Below are 16,753 nucleotides of genomic sequence, written 5' to 3'. Positions count from 1 at the left end.
AAAATTTTGCGCGCCCCGTGTCTCACGCCGCGCCCTCCTCATAAGGCACACCCTGCGCCCCCACATGCCCGGCGGTCCGACGCCCCCGGCAATAATCCGTGTCCGAACAGACGAACATCCGCCCGCCCGCATCATCCACGATCACCTCGTCGAGGTAGCTGTCCTCCGCCCCGCACAGATCACAGTCATGCTCGGCCTTGCTCGGCTCGAACGGATGGTCCTCGAAATCGAGACTTACCACAGTGCACCACGGCGGCAGCGCATAGATCCGCTGCTCCCGCCCCGCACCGAACAACTGAATGGCCGCCATCTCCATCTTCGGATTGTCGAACTTCGGGATGGGCGACGGGTCCATCACGTAGCGCCCCTCAACCTTCACCGGGTAGGCATAGGACGTGGCGATCGCCCCGTGCTGACTGATATCCTCGTATAGCTTCACGTGCATCAGCCCGTATTCCTCCAGGCTGTGCATTTTCCGCGTCTCGGTCTCGCGCGGCTCCAGGAACCGCAGCGGCTCCGGGATCGGCACCTGGTAGACCAGGATCTGGTCCTCGGTCAGCGCCTCCTCGGGGATCCGGTGCCGGGTCTGGATCACCGTCGCACGCCCCGTCTCCTCGGTCGTCTCCACACCCGCCGTCCGCTCGAAAAACTTGCGGATCGACACCGCGTTCGTCGTGTCATCCGCGCCCTGGTCGATCACCTTCATCCGGTCCTCGGGCGTCAGTGTCGCCGCACTCACCTGCACGCCCCCCGTGCCCCAGCCATAGGGCATCGGCATTTCACGCGAGGCGAACGGCACCTGGTAGCCGGGGATCGCCAGCCCTTTCAGGATCGCCCGTCGGATCATCCGCTTGGTCTGCTCGTCCAGGTAGGCGAAATTGTAGTCACTCATAGCAATCCCCGCGCGTTCAGGTCCCGGCGCAGCCCGTCGGGAGAGGTGAAATGATGCGCCTGCCAACCCGCCTTGCGCGCACCGTCCGCATTCGCGGCACTGTCGTCGATGAACAGGCAGTCACTCGGGCTCAGCTTGTTGCGCCGGCACAGCAGGTCATAGATCTCGCGGTCTGGCTTGACCCGCCCCTCATGCCCCGACACCACGACGTCCTCGAACGCCTCGCCCAGCTGCGGATGCACCTCCAGCGCGACGGGCCAGGTATCGGCGGCAAAATTCGTCAGTCCATAGATTCCATGCCCCTTGCTGCGCAGCCGCTCCATCAGCGACCATGTCTCACAGATCTTGTCCTGAACCGTCAGGTGGAACCGATCGAAATACCCGTCCAGCAAAGCGGCGTGACCATTCGGCACCGCCGCAACGGCCTCTTCCCGGCTGCGCCCGCGATCCTGCTCCAGGTTCCAGGCATAAAAATCCGCGTCCATCAGGAAAGCATCGATCTCCGCGTCACTTTCAAACGCATGCCGGAACGCCGCATAGGGATTCCACGCGATCAACACATTGCCGATATCGAACACGATATTCACGCCACGTCCTCCCGTCCGCGCGCATACCGCGCCAGCCGTTCCTCCAGCGTGCCCGTGTGCAGCTCCAGCAGATGCCCGTCCGGCGAATGAAAATACACCGACCGCCCCTCGCCCTCGACCCGGGGCCGCGGCGGACGCATCTCCAATCCAAGCGCTTCGATCCGCGCAACGCGCGCCTCGAAATCGGCCTCGTCCACCTTGAACGCCACGTGGTTATAGGTCCGCTCCGACAGCGCCGCGCCCTTCATGATCGCGACCCACATGTCGCCCACCAGAAAGAATCGCTCCTCTGACAGCGAGAATTGCTCGGCCCCACTGGCATAGACGCACCGCGCCTCCAGCACGTCTTCGAGCACCCGCTGCATCCGGTCGAGGTCGGCGCAGATGAAGGTGATATGCGACAGGCCCGTGCTCATCTCGCCACCACACGTCTCTGTCTCGAAAAACGCTGCATTTTAAACACGTTGTCGCCGCTTTCACCCGCTAGGCGGACTCCGCCAGAACCCCAAAACGGAAGGGACCCACCATGATGGCTGCCATCATCATCTGCCTGCTCGTGCTTTTCGGCGCACTCCTGGCCGGCAAAATGCTCATGGACCTTTACCCAAGGCCGCTCTTCGGCGCCTCGCGCAAGGAAACCGACGACGACATGCCCCCCAAGGGCTGATCCGGCACCCCAACTCATTCCGCGGCCTCGTTTCCGGCGAGACCGCCCGCCGTGTCGGAGTCGCCCTCAACCACGCGCCGCATTTTCCGCACCAGCTCCAGCTCGCTCTGGAAATCCACGTAATGCGGCAGCTTGATATGCTCCAGAAAGCCCGTCGCCTGGATGTTGTCGGCATGCATCAGCACGAATTCCTCGTCCTGCGCCGGCGCGCCCTGATCATCCTCACCCAGCTCCTTCCAGCGCAATGCCCGGTCCACCAGCGCCATGGAAATCGCCTTGCGCTCGGTCTGCCCAAAGACCAGCCCATAGCCCCGCGTGAACTGCGGCGGCTCGGTCTTGGACCCCTTGAACTGGTTTACGGTCTCGCATTCCGTCAGGGTGATCTCGCCGATCCCGATGGCAAACCCCAGCTCCGGCACCTCCATCTCGACCTCCACCGTGCCGATGCGCAGCTCGCCCACGAAGGCGTGGTTGCGCGCGTATCCCCGCTGGGTCGAGTACGCCATGCCCAACACGAACCCCTCGTCACCCCGCGTCAGCGACTGCAACCGCAACGCCCGGCTCGCTGGCAACTCCATCGGCTCGCGCGTCAGGTCGGGCGGCGTGGCGTCGCTTTCGCCCTCGGTCTGGATCAGCCCCTCGCGGTTCAAAAACCTCGTGATATGCGGCACCGGCCCGTCCTTGGCCGCCGCCTCCTGCGCCTCCGGGACCTCCCCTTCGGCCGCCAGTTTGAAATCCAGCAAACGGTGCGTGTAGTCAAACGTGGGCCCCAGAACCTGCCCCCCCGGCGCATCCTTGAACGTGGCCGAGATCCGGCGGTCACAGTCCATTTCCCCCGTCTCAACCGGCTCGGACGCGCCGAACCGCGGCAGCGTCGTGCGATAGGCCCGGATCAGGAAAATCGCCTCGATCAGATCTCCCCGCGCCTGCTTGATCGCCAGCGCCGCGAGGTCGGGATCATACAATGACCCCTCCGCCATCACGCGATTGACGGCAAGGCTCAACTGCTCGCGGATCTGCGCCACCGACAGCTCCGCAATGCCGGTATCGCCCCGCCGCTCCTCGGCCAGCCACGCATGGGCGTTTTCAATGGCCCGCTCGCCGCCCTTCACCGCAACATACATGGCTCAGCCCTCCACTTTCGTGGTCCGCGGCAGTGCCGCCACGCGGTCGCCACAGGTGAAAAAGAAATCCAGCCCCAGCGGAAACGCCATGGCGTTGCGCTGAAACGCCGCCACCTCCGGCAGGCGCAACCGCGCCGTCTCCTTTATCCCCGGCCCGCGCAGGACCGCGCCTTCGGTCACCAGTTCCGGCACCTCGACGATCAACGTCGTCGACCGGTCCGGGTATTCCGGCGTTCCCACCGGATACGCTTCCAGCGGCCCCAGCGCCTCCCACGAGCCAAGCGCGAACATCGCCCCCTCCGGCCCGGCAAACGGCGCGCCTGTGTGAAACGTGATCCATTCCCGCACGGCGGGCGCATCAAAGTCCCCGGCCAGGTATACAGGCGTCTCCGCATCGCACAGCGTCAGCACCAGGACCCCGGCGGCCACCGAAAGCGGCGCGGGCGGCACAGCCCCGGCCAGTTCCTCGATCCGCCCGGGCCGCGCCATCGCGTTCATCGCCCCGCGAAAGGCCCGTGCCGCATCCACCGGCGCATCGCCGAACCCGCCTGTCAGTGCCTCGGTGTGCATCAGTCCTCTCCCCGCTGCATGGTAAAGAACTCCACCTTGGTCGCTGCCGCCTTGGCGCGTCGCTTCGCCTTCGCCGCCGCCAACGCCTCGGTCAAAGGCGTCACGACGCCCTCGCGCACCCGCGCCGCCTCGCCTGTCTGCATCAGCGCATCCACCAGCGCGGCGGTCGTCGCATGGGCCTTGTCGCGCCCCTGCACGTAGCCATGCCCCACCGCACCGCAGCCCAGCCGCAGCGAACACCGCGTCACCGTCATTTCACCCAGGTTGAAAGGCGCGCCCGTCGCCCCGGTCCTGCCGCGCACCATCACCGCACCCACCTCGGGCGCGCGCAGCATCTCGTGCTCAGGTTCCAGTTCCAGCGCGCCCCACAACCGCGCCAAGTCGGCGGCGGGGGCCTTGGCCAGCGTGCTCATCCACGCTTGTCTTTCGGAAGTTTCGGTCATCTAGACACCTTGCGAAGTTGTCTACTTTACTATACAACTAGACAAATATATAGCGTATCGCCCCCGAGTCGCCAAGCCCCTTGCCCATGAAGGTTTCATGACATGCCGCCCGGCACCGCCACCAAAACCCCTGTGTGGAAATCAATTTTCGGCACCCTCACCGACGACATCGCAGCGGGCCGCTACGCCCCCGGCGACAAGCTGCCCACCGAGGCCGAGTTGGCCCGCCGCTTCGGCGTCAACCGACACACGGTGCGCCGGGCGCTGGCGGACATGGCCGAGGCCGGCACCGTCTTCCCCCGCCGCGGCGCGGGCGTTTATGTGGCCCAGAAACCCACCGACTACCCACTGGGCGAGCGCGTACGGTTCCAGACCAACCTGCGCGCCGCCGGTCGCCTGCCCTCGCGCCGTGCCCACCTGATCGAAACCCGCGCCGCCGACGCCACCGAGGCCGAGGCGCTGGCCCTCGCCCCCGGCGACCTCGTGCACTCCTATGACGGCCTGTCGCTGGCCGACGACCAGCCGCTGGCCCTCTTTCGCTCCGTCTTTCCGGCCGCTCGCCTGCTCGACCTGCCCGATGCCCTGCACCGTCACAATTCCATCACCGACAGCCTCCGCGCCGTAGGCATCCCCGACTATACCCGCGCCTGGACCCGCGTGGCCGCGCGGCTGGCCTCCCCCACCCAAGCCGGCCACCTGCACATCCGCGAAGGCGCGCCCGTGCTGCGCACCGTCTCGCTCAACATCGACCCGCACGGCCAACCGCTGGAATACGGCCGCACATGGTTTTCCGGCGACCAGGTCACGCTGACCCTCGGCGACGCCCTGCCCTAAAATGCACCAGAAAAAGACACGCAGAATTAACCCTTTGTCACTCCGACGATACAAACCCGCGCTACCTTAACGGGAAACGAGCGAGAGCAGTCCGATGGTCCCGAAACCCTGTGACATGCGCCTGACGGGCGCGCGCGTCCTGCGCGACGGCGAGATGCAACGCCGCTCGGTGGTGGTGCAGGACGGTATGATCGGCAAGGGCCCCCTGCCCGAGGTCGACCTCTCGGGCTATCTCGTCCTGCCCGGGATCATCGACCTGCATGGCGACGCGTTCGAGCGCCACATCGCCCCCCGCCCCTCCGCGCCGTTTCCGCTTCTGGACGGTCTGGCCGCCACAGACCGGGACGCGGCGGCCAACGGCATCACCACCGCCTGGCTGGCGCAAAGCTGGTCCTGGGAAGGCGGCCACCGCGGCCCCGACCAGGCCGAAGCGCTGGCCCAGGCGCTCGCCGCCTACCGCCCCCGGATGCAGACCGATCTGCGCCTCCAGATCCGGTGCGAGACGCATCTCACCGACAGCGCCGAGCGCCTGCTCGCGCTGATCGACGCGCATGACATCGACTACGTCGTCTTCAACAATCACCTCGACGAGGCACTCGACGCCGCCCAGACCCGACCCGCCACACTGGCCCGCTGGGCCGAAGAGGCCCGCCGCGCGCCGCAAGAGCACCTCGCCGCCCTGCGCGCCGCCAAGAAGAACGCCACCTTCGTGCCCCGCTTCCTGTGCCGCCTGGCCGAAGGGTTCGACCGCCGCGGCGTCCTTTATGGCAGCCATGACGACCCCGATGCCGAAACGCGAGAGACCTATTCCATGATCGGCGCCAAGATCTGCGAATTCCCCGTCACCCGCGCCGCCGCCCGACTGGCCACGGCAGTGGGCGACCCGGTCCTGATGGGCGCCCCCAACGTGGTGCGCGGCGGCTCGCAGGCCGGCAACGCCGCCGCCGAGGACCTGATCGAATCCGGCCATTGCGACGCGCTGGTGTCCGACTACCACTACCCCTCGCTGACCCGCGCCGCCTTTGCGCTGGTCGACAAGGGCTTGCGCACGCTTCCCTCCGTTTGGGCGCTCATCAGCAGCACGCCCGCGCGCATCATGCGCCTGCCCGATCGGGGCGAGATCGACTATGGCCGCCGCGCCGACCTCGTGGTGGTCAACGAGACGACCCGCCAGATCGAGGCCACAATCTGCGCCGGCCGCATCACGCATCTCGCGGGCGAAGCCGCCACCCGGTTCTTCGGCGCAGGCACGGAACTGGCGATGGCTGCGGAATAGCTGTCATTCAGCTTTTACCCGCCCGACACATCCCTGTTGCACGACTCGGCCATACAGGCGGCGTTCACTTGTCCCCGAACAAACCAAGCATTTTTCATGACCAAACCGGGCGGCCTTCGGGCCGTCCTTTTCGTTCGGAAGGGCGCACCGCACCGTAGGGTGGGTTTCCAACCCACCATGCCTCACCCTTCGTACTTCTCCAGAAACGCCTCCGCCGACAGGCTACGGAAATCTTCCAGCGCCGCCCGCAGCCGCGCATGATCCCAATCCCACCAACCCAGGCCCATCACGCGCTCCGCCACCTCCGGCGCGAGCCTTGCGCGCACGGGCTTTGCCGGAACCCCGGCCACGATCGTATAGGGCGCCACGTCCCGCGTCACCACGGCACCCGACGCCACCACGACCCCGTGCCCCACCGTGACCTCCGGCTTGACCTGAGCATTGTGCCCCAGCCAAGTGTCATGCCCGATCACCGCGCGCCGAGCCTTGCGCCGGCCGAACCATTCCGCGTCATCCTCCGCGTCATCCCAGTAGCTGGCCGACCGGTACATGAAATGATGCAGGCTCGCCCGGTCGAGCGGATGATCGGTGGCACCCACCCGCACGAAGCTCGCGATGTTGGAAAACTTGCCCACCTGCGCGTTGGCGATATCGCACATCCGGTCGCAATAGGAATAATCCCCGAACACGGACTGCGCCACGCGGCTCCCCCGACCGACCTCGCAAAAGGCACCAAAGGAACTGTCGGAAATCTCGCACTCGGGATGGAACAGCGGCGCATCGGCACTCAGCTTCGGCATTCTGCCCTAGTGCCCCGCATCATCCGACTGGATCAGCCGCCGCCGCAGCATCCCCGACACCCAGTCCATGAAGATTACCATCAAAACCACCAGAACGATGTAATAGGTCACCTCTTCCCAGTCTTTCTGCGTGATGATCGCCTGCGTCAGCAACAGCCCGATCCCGCCCCCGGTGATCGCCCCGATGATGGTGGCCGACCGCGTGTTGCTCTCCAGGTAATACAGCACCTGGCTCAGCAGCACCGGCGTCACCTGCGGCAGCACGCCAAAGCGGTACCTCTGCACGGGCTTCGCCCCGGTCGACTGCACGCCTTCGATCTGTTTCTCATCCACATTCTCCAGCGCCTCGGAAAAGAGCTTCCCGAACGATCCCGTATCGGTCAGCAATATCGCCAGCGCGCCCGTCAACGGTCCCAACCCGAACGCCCGCGTCAGCACGATCGTCCAGATCAGCGCATCGACCCCGCGCAGGAAGTCGAACAGCCGCCGGAACCCGAACCGCACTGTCTTCAGCGGCGCGAAATTCTTCGCCGCCATGAACGCGACGGGCAGCGCCACGATGGCCGCCCCCATCGTGCCCACGAACGCCATCAGGATCGTCTCGAAAATGGCCCACATCACGTCCGAATGCCGCCACATCTCGTTGTACCAGAAGTCGTCCCAGATCTCGCTTGCCTCGCCGCTGAACGCACGGCCCAGAACCTGCCCCACGCTCATCCCGTGATAAGGGCTGTCCAGCGTGAAGAAAAACAGCTCCCAGCCGGTGAAGTACCGAAACACCTCCGCCCGATTGCGCGTCACCGAGAGCCGCCCCGCCTCGGTCGTGATCGCCAGCCGGTTCTTGGAGCTGTTGATCCACTCCGGCAGATCACCTGCCGGAAACTCCTGCACCACGCCCTGGCTCCGGCTCGGCGTCGCCCGGATCAGGCCATAGCCCGGCACGTCATAGCTGATCGTCTCGGGGCCGAAGATCACCATGTGACCGTCCCCAAGATCGATCACCGTGTCGCGCCCCAGTTCCACCCACTCGGGGCTTTCGCCCTCGGGATACGCACCCTTCCGCTCGCCCTCGATGGCCACCTCGACGCTGGCATCGCGGTTGTCCCGCGTCACATGCACCTTGTAGCTATAGGTATCCGCCACCAGCGCCCGCGCGTTCTCGGCACTGGCCCTTTGCATCAGCCCCGGCACGTCGAAGGCAAAGAAGACGTAGACGAAATACGCCAGGATCAGCGCCGGCACGCCAAAAGCCACCATCCGCTTGCGCTGAAACAGCTTTCCGGTCTGCGCCATCAACGCATCGGTATCGGCCATGTTGGTGTTCGTCGACGTCGCGCTCATCGGTGCATCTCCACCTTGCGTCCGTGCACCAGCCGGTCCCGGAAATGGCTGGACAGCTGGTCAAAGAGGATGATCGTGGCGAACAGCATCAGGAACATCGCCGCCGCCTCGTCATAGCGCCCCTGCCCCCAGCTGATCGCGTTCTTCAACTCGTAGCCAAGGCCACCCGCGCCGACAAAGCCAAGGATCGCCGAGGCACGGATATTGATCTCGAACCGCATCAGCGCATAGCTCAGCCAGTTCGGCGCGACCTGCGGCACGACCCCCAGCATCATCCGCTGGCTCCATGTAGCCCCCACCGATTCCAGCCCGTCCAGCGGCTTCAGCGACGCGTTCTCGTTCACCTCGGAAAACAGCTTGCCCAGCGCCCCCGACGTGTGGAACGCGATGGCGATCATCGCCGGCACCGGCCCGCCGCCCAGCACGAAGATCAGAATGAGGGCAATCACGATCTCGGGCACAGCCCGCGTGATGTCCATGATCCGCCGGAACACCGGCACCAGCCTTGGAAACCGCGCCATCCCCCGCGTCGACAACAGCGACAGGACAACCGCCGCCAACGCCCCGATCAGCGTGCTGACGGCCGCGATGTTCACCGTCTCCAGCAGCGCCGGGAAGAATGTCACGAAATGCCCGGGCAACTGGCCCGCCTTCTCAACGGCCTCGGCGACCACCTCGCCGGGATAGTCAAAGAAATTGTCCAGCCCGCCAATGAAGGACCCGCCATTGCGTTCCTCGGCCAGCCGGAACCCCGACACCATCAGCAGGATGAAGACCAGCAAGGTGATCCCCGAATAAAGCCGCCGCTTCGACACCTGCGCCATATAGGTCGCCTGCATGTCGCTCAGCGGGCGCGCGCCGCCGGATTGGGTCACATCTGCCATGAAGCCTCTCGGGAAATATGCAAATGGCGGGCCCGTTTGCGGGGCCCGCCATCTATGAGATTTCGCGCTTATTGCGACTTGGACTTGCGCGCCTCGATGATCGACAGATACGCGTCATGCGTGATCGGATCGAAACCCAGGCTTTCCCCGGCCGAGATCGAGTAGGTGCAGTCCTTGTCCTTGTCGTACATGCCGTCGACCAGGGCCACCATCGTCTCTTTCACATCCGCGGGCAGCGACTTGCGCAGCACGATCGGGCCTTCCGGGATCGGGTTGGACTTCCAGATTTCCACCAGGTCGTTCATGTCGACAAGGCCCGCATCCACGGCCTTGCGCAGCGCGCCCGAGTTATAGCCGTCTTCCCAGTTGCCCTGCCCGTCGGCCCAGGTCACGCCGGCGTCGATATCACCGTTGTTGACCGCAACGATGGTCTGCTCGTGACCGCCGGTGAACTTCACCTCACCGAAATAATCACCGGATTCCATGGTGATATCGTCCGAGCTTTGCGGAATTTCGATCGACGGGATCAGGTAACCGCTCGTCGAGTTCGGGTCGCCAAAGCCGAAAACCTTGCCTTCCATGTCTTCCAGGCTCTCGATGCCGCTGTCCTTGCGGGCGAACCCGATCGAGTGATAGCCGTAAGAGCCGTCGAGGTTGATCTTCACCAGCACCGGCTCGACCGCCTCGGGGTCCTGCAGATAGGTCGCGGCATAGCCCGACGCGCCCAGCCACGCCATGTCCAGCGTGCCACCCACCAGGCCCTGGATCACACCGGCATAGTCGGCGGGGGCAAAGAGCTTCGTTTCCACGCCCAGCGCTTCCTCGGTGTAGTTCTTCAGGCACTCGTGAGAGCTCAGACGGTCCTGGGCGTTTTCGCCGCCAAGAATACCGATGCGGAACTCTTCGATTTCCTGGGCCATGACAGGCGCGGTCATCGCGGTGGTGGCCGCAAGGGCAGCAATCAGTTTCTTCATCTTGATCCTCCAGTCGGGTTGTTGCCACCGGCCCCCGTGACCGGCGTGCAGATGAATTTCAGGTCGTAGGGTCAGGCAATCTCGCGCTCCGGCGTGTCGATCGCGGTCGAGGTCGACGCCTCGGAAAAGCCTGCGTCGGCGCCATAAATGTCGCGCGCCACGCCGGTGGTCAGCTGTTCGGGCGTGCCGTCGAACACCATCCGCCCGTCCCGCATGCCGATAACCCGGTCACAGTATTTGCGGGCCGTATCCAGCGTGTGCAGGTTGGCCACCACGGTGCGGCCGTCTTCCTCGTGGATGCGGCGCAGGTCGTCCATGACCAGCTGCGCGTTCATCGGGTCGAGGCTGGCAATGGGCTCGTCGGCCAGCACGATCTTGGGCTCCTGCATCAGCGCCCGCGCGATGGCCACGCGCTGCTGTTGCCCGCCGGAAAGGGCCTCCGCCCGCTTCGGCGCGTGCTCGGCGATGCCCAGCCGGTCGAGAATGGCGATGGCGCGATAAATGTCGGCCTGCGGATAAAGGTTGAACATCGTCGCAAAGGTGGACCGGCGATTGAGCGTGCCGTGCAGCACGTTCGAAACCACATCCATGCGCGGCACCAGGTTGAACTGCTGAAAGATCATCGCGCAATCCGACTGCCACGCGCGCTTGTCGGCCCCGCGCAGAGCGGTCACGTCGCGCCCTTCGAACACGATGCTGCCATTGCTGGCATCGGTCAGCCGGTTCAGCATCCGCAGCAAGGTCGACTTGCCTGCCCCCGACCGGCCGATAATGCCGATCATGGCGGGTCTCTCCACGCTGAACGTGATGTTGTCCACGGCCTTGTGCTGGCCGAAAACCTTCGTCAGCTTGGTAATCTCAAGCACGCTCATGTCCCCCGGTCGTTCGGCGCACACCTACGCAGGGTTTCAGAAGCTTCTGTGACGCTGCGGTAAAACTTTTGTAACGCAGGCCGGTCCGCGACACTTCGCGCGCCCATGCTGCATCGCGGCGGAACGCTTGCATTGCGCCCTGCGCGGGCGTATCCCCAACGCATGGCACGCGCATCCACACGTCTGAAATCCAGCGACTGGCTCACCGCCGGGCTCGATGCGCTGTCCGAACTGGGGCCAACCGCGCTCAAGGCCGAACCGCTGGCGGTACGGCTAGGCGTCTCAAAGGGCTCGTTCTACTGGCATTTTCGCGACGTTCCGGCCTATCACGACGCCCTGCTGGCCGCATGGCGCGACGACAGCATCGCCCGCCTGCCCGACCTGATGAATGACGGCAGCACCGAGGTGGCCCGCCTGCGCAATCTCGCCCAGGCGTTTGCGGCCCCCGACGCCACCGAACCCGCCCTACGGGCCTGGGCCAATTCCGACGATCTCGCCCGCGCGGCCGTCAACGACGTCGACGACGCCCGCCTCGCGGCGCTGCAATCTCTTCTGTCCGAGATCGGCATCGACAACCCCGAAATGGCCCGCATCCTCTATGCCTCGGCCATCGGCATGACGTCGCTCGGCAATGCCAGCCCTGCCGACCATATCAGCGCCATAGGCTCGCTCGTCGACCTGGTGCTGGCCTTGCGGTGATGCGCGGCTTGCTGACGGTGCCGCTGGTGGTGTCCCTGCTGAGTTGCAGCGGCGATGAGACCCTCTCGGGCCACGGCGCGGCGGACAAGACGTGGCAGCTCACGGAAATCGACGGCACCGCCTTCGACGCGACCGCCACCATCACCTTCCCCGAGGAAGGCAAGATCGTCGGGCAAGCGCCCTGCAACCGCTACTTCGCCGCGCAACTGCAACCCTACCCGTGGTTCGAGGCCGCCGAAATCGGCACCACCCGCCGCGCCTGCCCCGAACTTGACCACGAGACCGCGTTTCTGGACGCGCTTGGTGCGATGTCCCTGGCCGAGGTCACGCAGACCACCCTGATCCTCAGCACTCCCGAGGGCCGAGAGATGATCTTCCGCGCCGGCGAATGACGCTTGCCAAAAGCGTTCGCCGCCGTGCAACGAAGGCACGCCGACCTTTGACCCGACGGGACCTTGCACCTAGTCTGTCATCACGCCGAAATTCAGACGTGTGCAATGGGAAGCGGGTTGAAATGAAAACGCCGATCCTGATTGGAATATGGGCTGCCCTTGTGCTTGGCGCGGCCAAGGCAAGCGCCGAGCAACACAGCGCATCGCCGGGCGAAATGGTGGATCGAAACCTGCCGGAAACCATTGCCTGCGCTCAGGAACGTGGCGAGGCACTACGTCAATGCAGCTATCGCGTCAAACGGGACGAGACGGGCAAGACCACGGTCACGGTCATCTTCGCAAATGGCTTCGGGCGGGGGCTCATCTTCGAGAACGGTCAGTTCGTGAAGGCAAGCGTGACAATGTCGGGCGTCGGCACGGATACGGAATGGCGCCTCGAGGACGGCAAGCACATGATCGAGGTCGATGGTCAACGCTATGAAGTGCCCGACATCTTGATACCGCGCGATTGAGCTCAGCTGATCTTCACAGCGTCAGGTCGTCAAAACAGCAAACAAATCGCCCGCGCCCACAAAGGAGCGCGGGCGCATATTCTGAACGATTACTGCATGCTTTCTGCGGTCACCTTATAGATCGTGCCCTCATCCGTGGCGACATAGAGCGCGTTATCGGGCCCCATGGCAAGACCACGGAATCTCTCCGAAAAGCCCAGCGGCATCCGCGTGATGGTGTTGATGCCCATGCCATCATCCGTAAGGCTGATCATGTCGATCCGCGACCCGATCGGCGTGTCACCGAACCCGATCCCCATGATGCCGACGGCCAGGCGACCTTCGTAGATGCCCCAGTTTTCGCCCGTAAGAAACGCGGCTGACCCGGTGCCCTGGGAAAACCCGTTGTTGTTCCACGACGGCGGCATCAGGTCATCAAACCGCGTGTCGCTCATCGGGGTGTAGGCCGCGCGGATCGCCGGGTCCATGCCTTCCGTCTGGTTCGGCTCGTAGCCACAGTATTCATCCGGGCACTCGCCCCGGCCACCCGTGTTCTGGGCAGGATCCCATCCGGCATTGCCACCGTTCACAAGCGCCGTGATCTCGTCGTTATGCCAGGGCCCGTGCTCTGCGGTGAAGGCCCTGCCGTCGCTTGGGCGGAAATCGATGCCTTGCACGTTCCTGTGCCCATAGGTGTAGATGCGCGGGTCAAATCCTTCGGGAGGATTGTTGTCTGGATGGGCATTCCCGTCCCCGTCGATCCTCAGGACCTTACCGCAAAGCAGTTCGCCATCCTGCGGACAGATCCCCCTGTGACGATCCCCACCCGTGACCCAAAGAAAGCCATCCGGCCCAATGCGAAGCCTGCCGCCGTTATGCGCGCCCGGCCCGCCAAAGGGCTGGTCGGAATCGAACGGCTTGTACTGAATGTCCGTCACAATGTCGGTCCTGTCGGACACGCTTGTCAGGTCATCGCTGACCGTGAACTTCATCACGATGTTGCCGTCGCACCGCTCGAAGTTGGTCTTGCACCCATCGCCGTGATACTTGTCCGAGCTCGAATAAAGGTAGAGCGTGCGATTTTCCTCGAAGTCGCTATCCGGCGCTACGCCAAGCATACCCGCCTGCCCCTCGCAGAAAAGGTCATTGCCGGTATCCGCGTAGCCTTCGGTATCCTTCATGCCGTAGAGCGCATTCACGGTTCCATCCGGCGTTCTGACCGAAAGACCATCGCATTTTTCGGTAAAGAACATCGTGCCGTCCGGCAGAAAAGCCATGTCCCAAGGGGCGTCCAGATCCTCCAGCACAGCCGAGGGCGTAATTTTCGGTACGTCCATCGCTCCGTCGTTTTCCTGCGCAAATGCAGCGGGTGCCGCGGTCATCACACCAAGTGCCGCGACGGCTGATAAAAGCCGTTGTTCCATGATAGTCCTCCCAGTCGTCTATTTTCTAGTTTTGAGTGTACGATGCTCGAACGAAGACAACTTATGCGTCAAGAAAAATCGCGTTCATGCCGGAAAGGTGACATTGAACGCGTCCCCGACCTGCACCTCAGGACAGCACGGTTGTTCTGCTGCCTGCGAGATCCCAAATGACAGCTAACAGATGAAAGGCCCCGCCATGCGCTATTCCGTCCTCGATCTCGCCCCCGTGCCCGAAGGCCACGACACCGCGACCGCGATTTCCAACAGCCGCGATCTGGCCATCGCGGCCGAAAAGATGGGCTATCACCGCTACTGGCTGGCCGAGCATCACAACATGCCCGGCATCGCCAGCGCCGCAACGTCTGTCCTGATCGGCCATATCGCCGAAGCAACGACCACCATGCGCGTCGGCGCGGGCGGTGTCATGCTGCCCAACCACGCGCCGCTCACCATCGCCGAGCAGTTCGGCACGCTCGCCACCATCCATCCCGGCCGAATCGACCTTGGCCTCGGGCGCGCGCCCGGCGGCGACATGGCCGTGGCCCGCGCCCTGCGCCGCGGGCTCGAGGCCGACCGCTTCCCCGATGACGTGATCGAACTCATAGGCTACTTCGCCGATGCCGATCCCGCCGCGCCCGTCTCCGCCCATCCCGGCCAGGGCACGCATGTGCCAGTCTGGATCCTCGGCTCCAGCCTCTACGGCGCGCAACTGGCCGCGCATCTGGGCCTGCCGTACGCCTTCGCCTCGCATTTCGCGCCCGACGCGCTCGACCAGGCGCTCGAGATCTATCGCACCCGGTTCCAGCCCTCGGCCCAACTCGACCGGCCCTACTTCATGCTCGCCGCCAACGTCTTCGCTGCCGACAGCGACGCCGAGGGCGCGTACCTGCGCACCTCCATGCAACAGGCCTTCGCCCGCCTGCGCACCGGCCAGCCCGGCAAGCTGCCCGCTCCGGTTCAGGATATCGAGGCCGCGATCGGCCCCCAGATGACCGACAACGTGAACCACGCCTTGAGCGTCTCCGCCACCGGGTCGCCTGCGACGGTCCGCGCCCAGCTTGGCGCCCTAAAGGACCGCTATCAGCCCGACGAGATCATCCTCACGGGCCAGATCCACGACCACGCCGCACGGGTCAACTCCTTCCGCATCGCCGCCGATATCCTGCAGGACATGACCAGGGTAGACGCCGCCTGATCCCAACTGCCAGTCACAACGGAGGCCATCGTCAGCCCAAGGGAAGGGCTGACGATGGCCGGGCCGCTGCGCGGCTTGTCTTATGACTTTCAGTGCTGATCTGCGAAGATCGTGCCGGTGCTTGCCACGTATGGCATGGCAGGCACCAGTGTCTCACAAGGGCTCGATCCCGACATTCGTTGCGGGCGGCACGAATGTCGGCTTTGCGGGACGTGAAAGACGTTTGAGCTACAGCCCCAGCGCGGAATCAGGCCGCAGGCCCCGCGCCATCGACGGGCCGCCCCCACGGCCCGGCGATTGGGTGAAGTTAGGTGCATCGCTCAATTCTGTTTCGGATTTGGCTTGGATAAAGCGCTGCCGAACCACCGTCGGATCGCCGCGCCGCGGCCCGTCGATGGCGCTCGGGGATATTGATCATCTTTCTCCGCAAAGGGCTCAAAACGGACCAACGCGCTCCTGTCGTTCACAAGCGACCCGGTCGCGATCAGCCACCTCTCGGAACAATCGAACCCCTCCCTCAACTCTCCGCCACCTGCTCCAGCCGCCGGATCAGCCGCGCCCGCGCCTCGGGCAGCGGCTTGTGCCCCATCTCCGGCGCAAGATGGTTCATCAGGAAATACCCCGTCACCCCCAGCCCCTCCAATATCTCGCCGTCGCCGCACACCCCCTCGCCCAACAGCGGCGCAGGCAGCGGCAACAGCTTGTCGGCCCACTCGCCCGCGCCAGCCCGCGACACCGCCCGGCCCGTGCGCGGCGAGATGAAACTCAGGTCATTTGCCTGCCGCCCCAATACCGCGCATTCCGACAGGTCCAGCCCGAACCCCATCTCGTCCAGCAGCGCCATCTCCCATTTCAAGTAGGCCAGCGGCCAAACATCGCCCTGCCCCAGCAGGTCCAGCAGCGCCTCGGTCTGCCCGTAGAGCCGCCCATGCGCCTCACGCTCCGGCAGGCAAAAGATCAACAAGGCCGTCACCGCGTTCAGCCCAGCCAGCGCCACGCGGTCCCCCAGCGACGCGGCGGCGCGCGAGCGCACAGGCTCCACCGTGAACGCGCCAAGATGATCCTCCAGCCGCGCTTTCCACGTCACCTCCACCTGACCGCCCGGCTGCAACACCGGCGCCATCTTGCGCGACGCCCCGCCGCGCACCACACCCGCATGCCGACCCTTCAGGGGCGTGAACACCTCCAGGATCGCCGCAGCCTCGCCATGCGGGCGGCTCGCCAATACAATACCTTGGTCACGCCATTCCATGACACTGCTCCGCCTTCCGAACGGCCATAGGACATC

The 16,753-nt window shown here is 64.8% G+C and carries 20 protein-coding genes; 7 read left to right on the top strand and 13 right to left on the bottom strand.

Going from position 1 to position 16,753, the window contains the following annotated elements; genetic code table 11:
- Positions 1-22 precede the first annotated feature (22 nt).
- From FIU86_RS02985 to fosX, 3 genes are read right to left on the bottom strand one after another with little or no spacing between them, the layout of a single operon-like run.
- Entirely contained in the window at positions 23-892 is an 870-nt protein-coding gene (locus tag FIU86_RS02985; RefSeq protein ID WP_152473723.1) for an alpha-D-ribose 1-methylphosphonate 5-phosphate C-P-lyase PhnJ, read from the bottom strand.
- Positions 889-1,479 carry an HAD family phosphatase gene (locus tag FIU86_RS02980; RefSeq protein WP_152473722.1) on the bottom strand — a complete coding sequence of 197 codons (591 nt, stop codon included), beginning with the start codon at positions 1,477-1,479 and terminating at the stop codon, positions 889-891. Before FIU86_RS02980 ends, FIU86_RS02985 begins: the two co-directional genes overlap by 4 nt.
- Positions 1,476-1,895, bottom strand: coding sequence for a FosX/FosE/FosI family fosfomycin resistance hydrolase (gene fosX / locus FIU86_RS02975; protein ID WP_152473721.1), 420 nt, complete (start codon positions 1,893-1,895; stop codon positions 1,476-1,478). Before fosX ends, FIU86_RS02980 begins: the two co-directional genes overlap by 4 nt.
- Positions 1,896-2,005: 110 nt before the next feature.
- Between fosX and FIU86_RS22500 the strand changes: the two genes are divergently transcribed.
- A complete protein-coding gene (locus FIU86_RS22500) occupies positions 2,006-2,146 on the top strand; it encodes a hypothetical protein (protein WP_172977411.1) in 141 nt (46 codons plus the stop codon).
- 14 nt (positions 2,147-2,160) lie between these two features.
- Here FIU86_RS22500 and FIU86_RS02970 read toward each other — a convergent pair whose 3' ends face one another.
- From FIU86_RS02970 to phnG, 3 genes are read right to left on the bottom strand one after another with little or no spacing between them, the layout of a single operon-like run.
- Entirely contained in the window at positions 2,161-3,270 is a 1,110-nt protein-coding gene (locus FIU86_RS02970) for a carbon-phosphorus lyase complex subunit PhnI (protein ID WP_152473720.1), read from the bottom strand.
- Between the two features lie 3 nt (positions 3,271-3,273).
- The gene (gene phnH / locus FIU86_RS02965; protein ID WP_152473719.1) at positions 3,274-3,840 is read right to left on the bottom strand and encodes a phosphonate C-P lyase system protein PhnH; all 567 of its coding nucleotides are present in this window, start codon (positions 3,838-3,840) and stop codon (positions 3,274-3,276) included.
- Positions 3,840-4,283 carry a phosphonate C-P lyase system protein PhnG gene (gene phnG, locus FIU86_RS02960; RefSeq protein WP_152473718.1) on the bottom strand — a complete coding sequence of 148 codons (444 nt, stop codon included), beginning with the start codon at positions 4,281-4,283 and terminating at the stop codon, positions 3,840-3,842. Before phnG ends, phnH begins: the two co-directional genes overlap by 1 nt.
- Positions 4,284-4,385: 102 nt before the next feature.
- Between phnG and phnF the strand changes: the two genes are divergently transcribed.
- On the top strand, positions 4,386-5,117 hold the full coding sequence (gene phnF / locus FIU86_RS02955; RefSeq protein ID WP_152473717.1) for a phosphonate metabolism transcriptional regulator PhnF: 732 nt from the start codon (positions 4,386-4,388) through the stop codon (positions 5,115-5,117).
- Positions 5,118-5,211: 94 nt separating this feature from the next.
- On the top strand, positions 5,212-6,393 hold the full coding sequence (locus FIU86_RS02950; RefSeq protein WP_254703926.1) for an alpha-D-ribose 1-methylphosphonate 5-triphosphate diphosphatase: 1,182 nt from the start codon (positions 5,212-5,214) through the stop codon (positions 6,391-6,393).
- A 182-nt stretch (positions 6,394-6,575) separates the two neighbouring features.
- Here FIU86_RS02950 and FIU86_RS02945 read toward each other — a convergent pair whose 3' ends face one another.
- From FIU86_RS02945 to phnC, 5 genes are all read right to left on the bottom strand, one after another.
- Positions 6,576-7,193 carry a chloramphenicol acetyltransferase gene (locus FIU86_RS02945; protein WP_152473715.1) on the bottom strand — a complete coding sequence of 206 codons (618 nt, stop codon included), beginning with the start codon at positions 7,191-7,193 and terminating at the stop codon, positions 6,576-6,578.
- Positions 7,194-7,199: 6 nt separating this feature from the next.
- The gene (gene phnE, locus FIU86_RS02940; RefSeq protein WP_152476891.1) at positions 7,200-8,507 is read right to left on the bottom strand and encodes a phosphonate ABC transporter, permease protein PhnE; all 1,308 of its coding nucleotides are present in this window, start codon (positions 8,505-8,507) and stop codon (positions 7,200-7,202) included.
- Positions 8,508-8,530: 23 nt separating this feature from the next.
- Positions 8,531-9,418, bottom strand: a complete 888-nt coding sequence (gene phnE, locus FIU86_RS02935) for a phosphonate ABC transporter, permease protein PhnE (protein ID WP_152473714.1) — start codon at positions 9,416-9,418, stop codon at positions 8,531-8,533.
- 68 nt (positions 9,419-9,486) lie between these two features.
- On the bottom strand, positions 9,487-10,392 hold the full coding sequence (gene phnD, locus FIU86_RS02930) for a phosphonate ABC transporter substrate-binding protein (protein ID WP_152473713.1): 906 nt from the start codon (positions 10,390-10,392) through the stop codon (positions 9,487-9,489).
- Positions 10,393-10,463: 71 nt separating this feature from the next.
- Positions 10,464-11,258, bottom strand: coding sequence for a phosphonate ABC transporter ATP-binding protein (gene phnC, locus FIU86_RS02925; protein ID WP_152476889.1), 795 nt, complete (start codon positions 11,256-11,258; stop codon positions 10,464-10,466).
- 168 nt (positions 11,259-11,426) lie between these two features.
- Here phnC and FIU86_RS02920 point away from each other — a divergent pair, with 168 nt between their 5' ends.
- From FIU86_RS02920 to FIU86_RS02910, 3 genes are all read left to right on the top strand, one after another.
- A complete protein-coding gene (locus FIU86_RS02920; RefSeq protein WP_152473712.1) occupies positions 11,427-11,963 on the top strand; it encodes a TetR/AcrR family transcriptional regulator in 537 nt (178 codons plus the stop codon).
- On the top strand, positions 11,963-12,355 hold the full coding sequence (locus FIU86_RS02915) for an META domain-containing protein (RefSeq protein WP_152473711.1): 393 nt from the start codon (positions 11,963-11,965) through the stop codon (positions 12,353-12,355). Before FIU86_RS02920 ends, FIU86_RS02915 begins: the two co-directional genes overlap by 1 nt.
- Positions 12,356-12,477: 122 nt before the next feature.
- Positions 12,478-12,867, top strand: a complete 390-nt coding sequence (locus FIU86_RS02910; protein WP_152473710.1) for a hypothetical protein — start codon at positions 12,478-12,480, stop codon at positions 12,865-12,867.
- Positions 12,868-12,956: 89 nt separating this feature from the next.
- On the opposite strand, the gene FIU86_RS02905 is transcribed toward FIU86_RS02910, so the two are convergent.
- Positions 12,957-14,270, bottom strand: coding sequence for a sorbosone dehydrogenase family protein (locus FIU86_RS02905; RefSeq protein WP_152473709.1), 1,314 nt, complete (start codon positions 14,268-14,270; stop codon positions 12,957-12,959).
- A gap of 196 nt (positions 14,271-14,466) precedes the next feature.
- On the opposite strand from FIU86_RS02905, the gene FIU86_RS02900 reads away from it, so the two are divergent.
- Entirely contained in the window at positions 14,467-15,465 is a 999-nt protein-coding gene (locus tag FIU86_RS02900; protein WP_152476887.1) for an LLM class flavin-dependent oxidoreductase, read from the top strand.
- 517 nt (positions 15,466-15,982) lie between these two features.
- Here FIU86_RS02900 and recO read toward each other — a convergent pair.
- Positions 15,983-16,717, bottom strand: a complete 735-nt coding sequence (gene recO / locus FIU86_RS02895; protein ID WP_152473708.1) for a DNA repair protein RecO — start codon at positions 16,715-16,717, stop codon at positions 15,983-15,985.
- Between the last annotated feature and the right edge of the window lie 36 nt (positions 16,718-16,753).

This window comes from Roseovarius sp. THAF9 (genome assembly GCF_009363715.1).
GTDB lineage: Bacteria > Pseudomonadota > Alphaproteobacteria > Rhodobacterales > Rhodobacteraceae > Roseovarius.
The sequence above is the reverse complement of the archived record's forward strand: the minus strand, read 5'-3'. Positions and strand labels throughout refer to the sequence as shown.

What these genes read in the sequence shown, in the direction of transcription:
- FIU86_RS02985 (WP_152473723.1), bottom strand. Translation starts at nt 892, where the DNA reads ATGAGTGACTACAATTTCGCCTACCTGGACGAGCAGACCAAGCGGATG.
- fosX (WP_152473721.1), bottom strand. Translation starts at nt 1,895, where the DNA reads ATGAGCACGGGCCTGTCGCATATCACCTTCATCTGCGCCGACCTCGAC.
- FIU86_RS22500 (WP_172977411.1), top strand. Translation starts at nt 2,006, where the DNA reads ATGATGGCTGCCATCATCATCTGCCTGCTCGTGCTTTTCGGCGCACTC.
- FIU86_RS02970 (WP_152473720.1), bottom strand. Translation starts at nt 3,270, where the DNA reads ATGTATGTTGCGGTGAAGGGCGGCGAGCGGGCCATTGAAAACGCCCAT.
- phnH (WP_152473719.1), bottom strand. Translation starts at nt 3,840, where the DNA reads ATGCACACCGAGGCACTGACAGGCGGGTTCGGCGATGCGCCGGTGGAT.
- phnG (WP_152473718.1), bottom strand. Translation starts at nt 4,283, where the DNA reads ATGACCGAAACTTCCGAAAGACAAGCGTGGATGAGCACGCTGGCCAAG.
- phnF (WP_152473717.1), top strand. Translation starts at nt 4,386, where the DNA reads ATGCCGCCCGGCACCGCCACCAAAACCCCTGTGTGGAAATCAATTTTC.
- FIU86_RS02950 (WP_254703926.1), top strand. Translation starts at nt 5,212, where the DNA reads ATGGTCCCGAAACCCTGTGACATGCGCCTGACGGGCGCGCGCGTCCTG.
- FIU86_RS02945 (WP_152473715.1), bottom strand. Translation starts at nt 7,193, where the DNA reads ATGCCGAAGCTGAGTGCCGATGCGCCGCTGTTCCATCCCGAGTGCGAG.
- phnE (WP_152476891.1), bottom strand. Translation starts at nt 8,507, where the DNA reads ATGGCCGATACCGATGCGTTGATGGCGCAGACCGGAAAGCTGTTTCAG.
- phnE (WP_152473714.1), bottom strand. Translation starts at nt 9,418, where the DNA reads ATGGCAGATGTGACCCAATCCGGCGGCGCGCGCCCGCTGAGCGACATG.
- phnD (WP_152473713.1), bottom strand. Translation starts at nt 10,392, where the DNA reads ATGAAGAAACTGATTGCTGCCCTTGCGGCCACCACCGCGATGACCGCG.
- FIU86_RS02920 (WP_152473712.1), top strand. Translation starts at nt 11,427, where the DNA reads ATGGCACGCGCATCCACACGTCTGAAATCCAGCGACTGGCTCACCGCC.
- FIU86_RS02915 (WP_152473711.1), top strand. Translation starts at nt 11,963, where the DNA reads ATGCGCGGCTTGCTGACGGTGCCGCTGGTGGTGTCCCTGCTGAGTTGC.
- FIU86_RS02910 (WP_152473710.1), top strand. Translation starts at nt 12,478, where the DNA reads ATGAAAACGCCGATCCTGATTGGAATATGGGCTGCCCTTGTGCTTGGC.
- FIU86_RS02905 (WP_152473709.1), bottom strand. Translation starts at nt 14,270, where the DNA reads ATGGAACAACGGCTTTTATCAGCCGTCGCGGCACTTGGTGTGATGACC.
- FIU86_RS02900 (WP_152476887.1), top strand. Translation starts at nt 14,467, where the DNA reads ATGCGCTATTCCGTCCTCGATCTCGCCCCCGTGCCCGAAGGCCACGAC.
- recO (WP_152473708.1), bottom strand. Translation starts at nt 16,717, where the DNA reads ATGGAATGGCGTGACCAAGGTATTGTATTGGCGAGCCGCCCGCATGGC.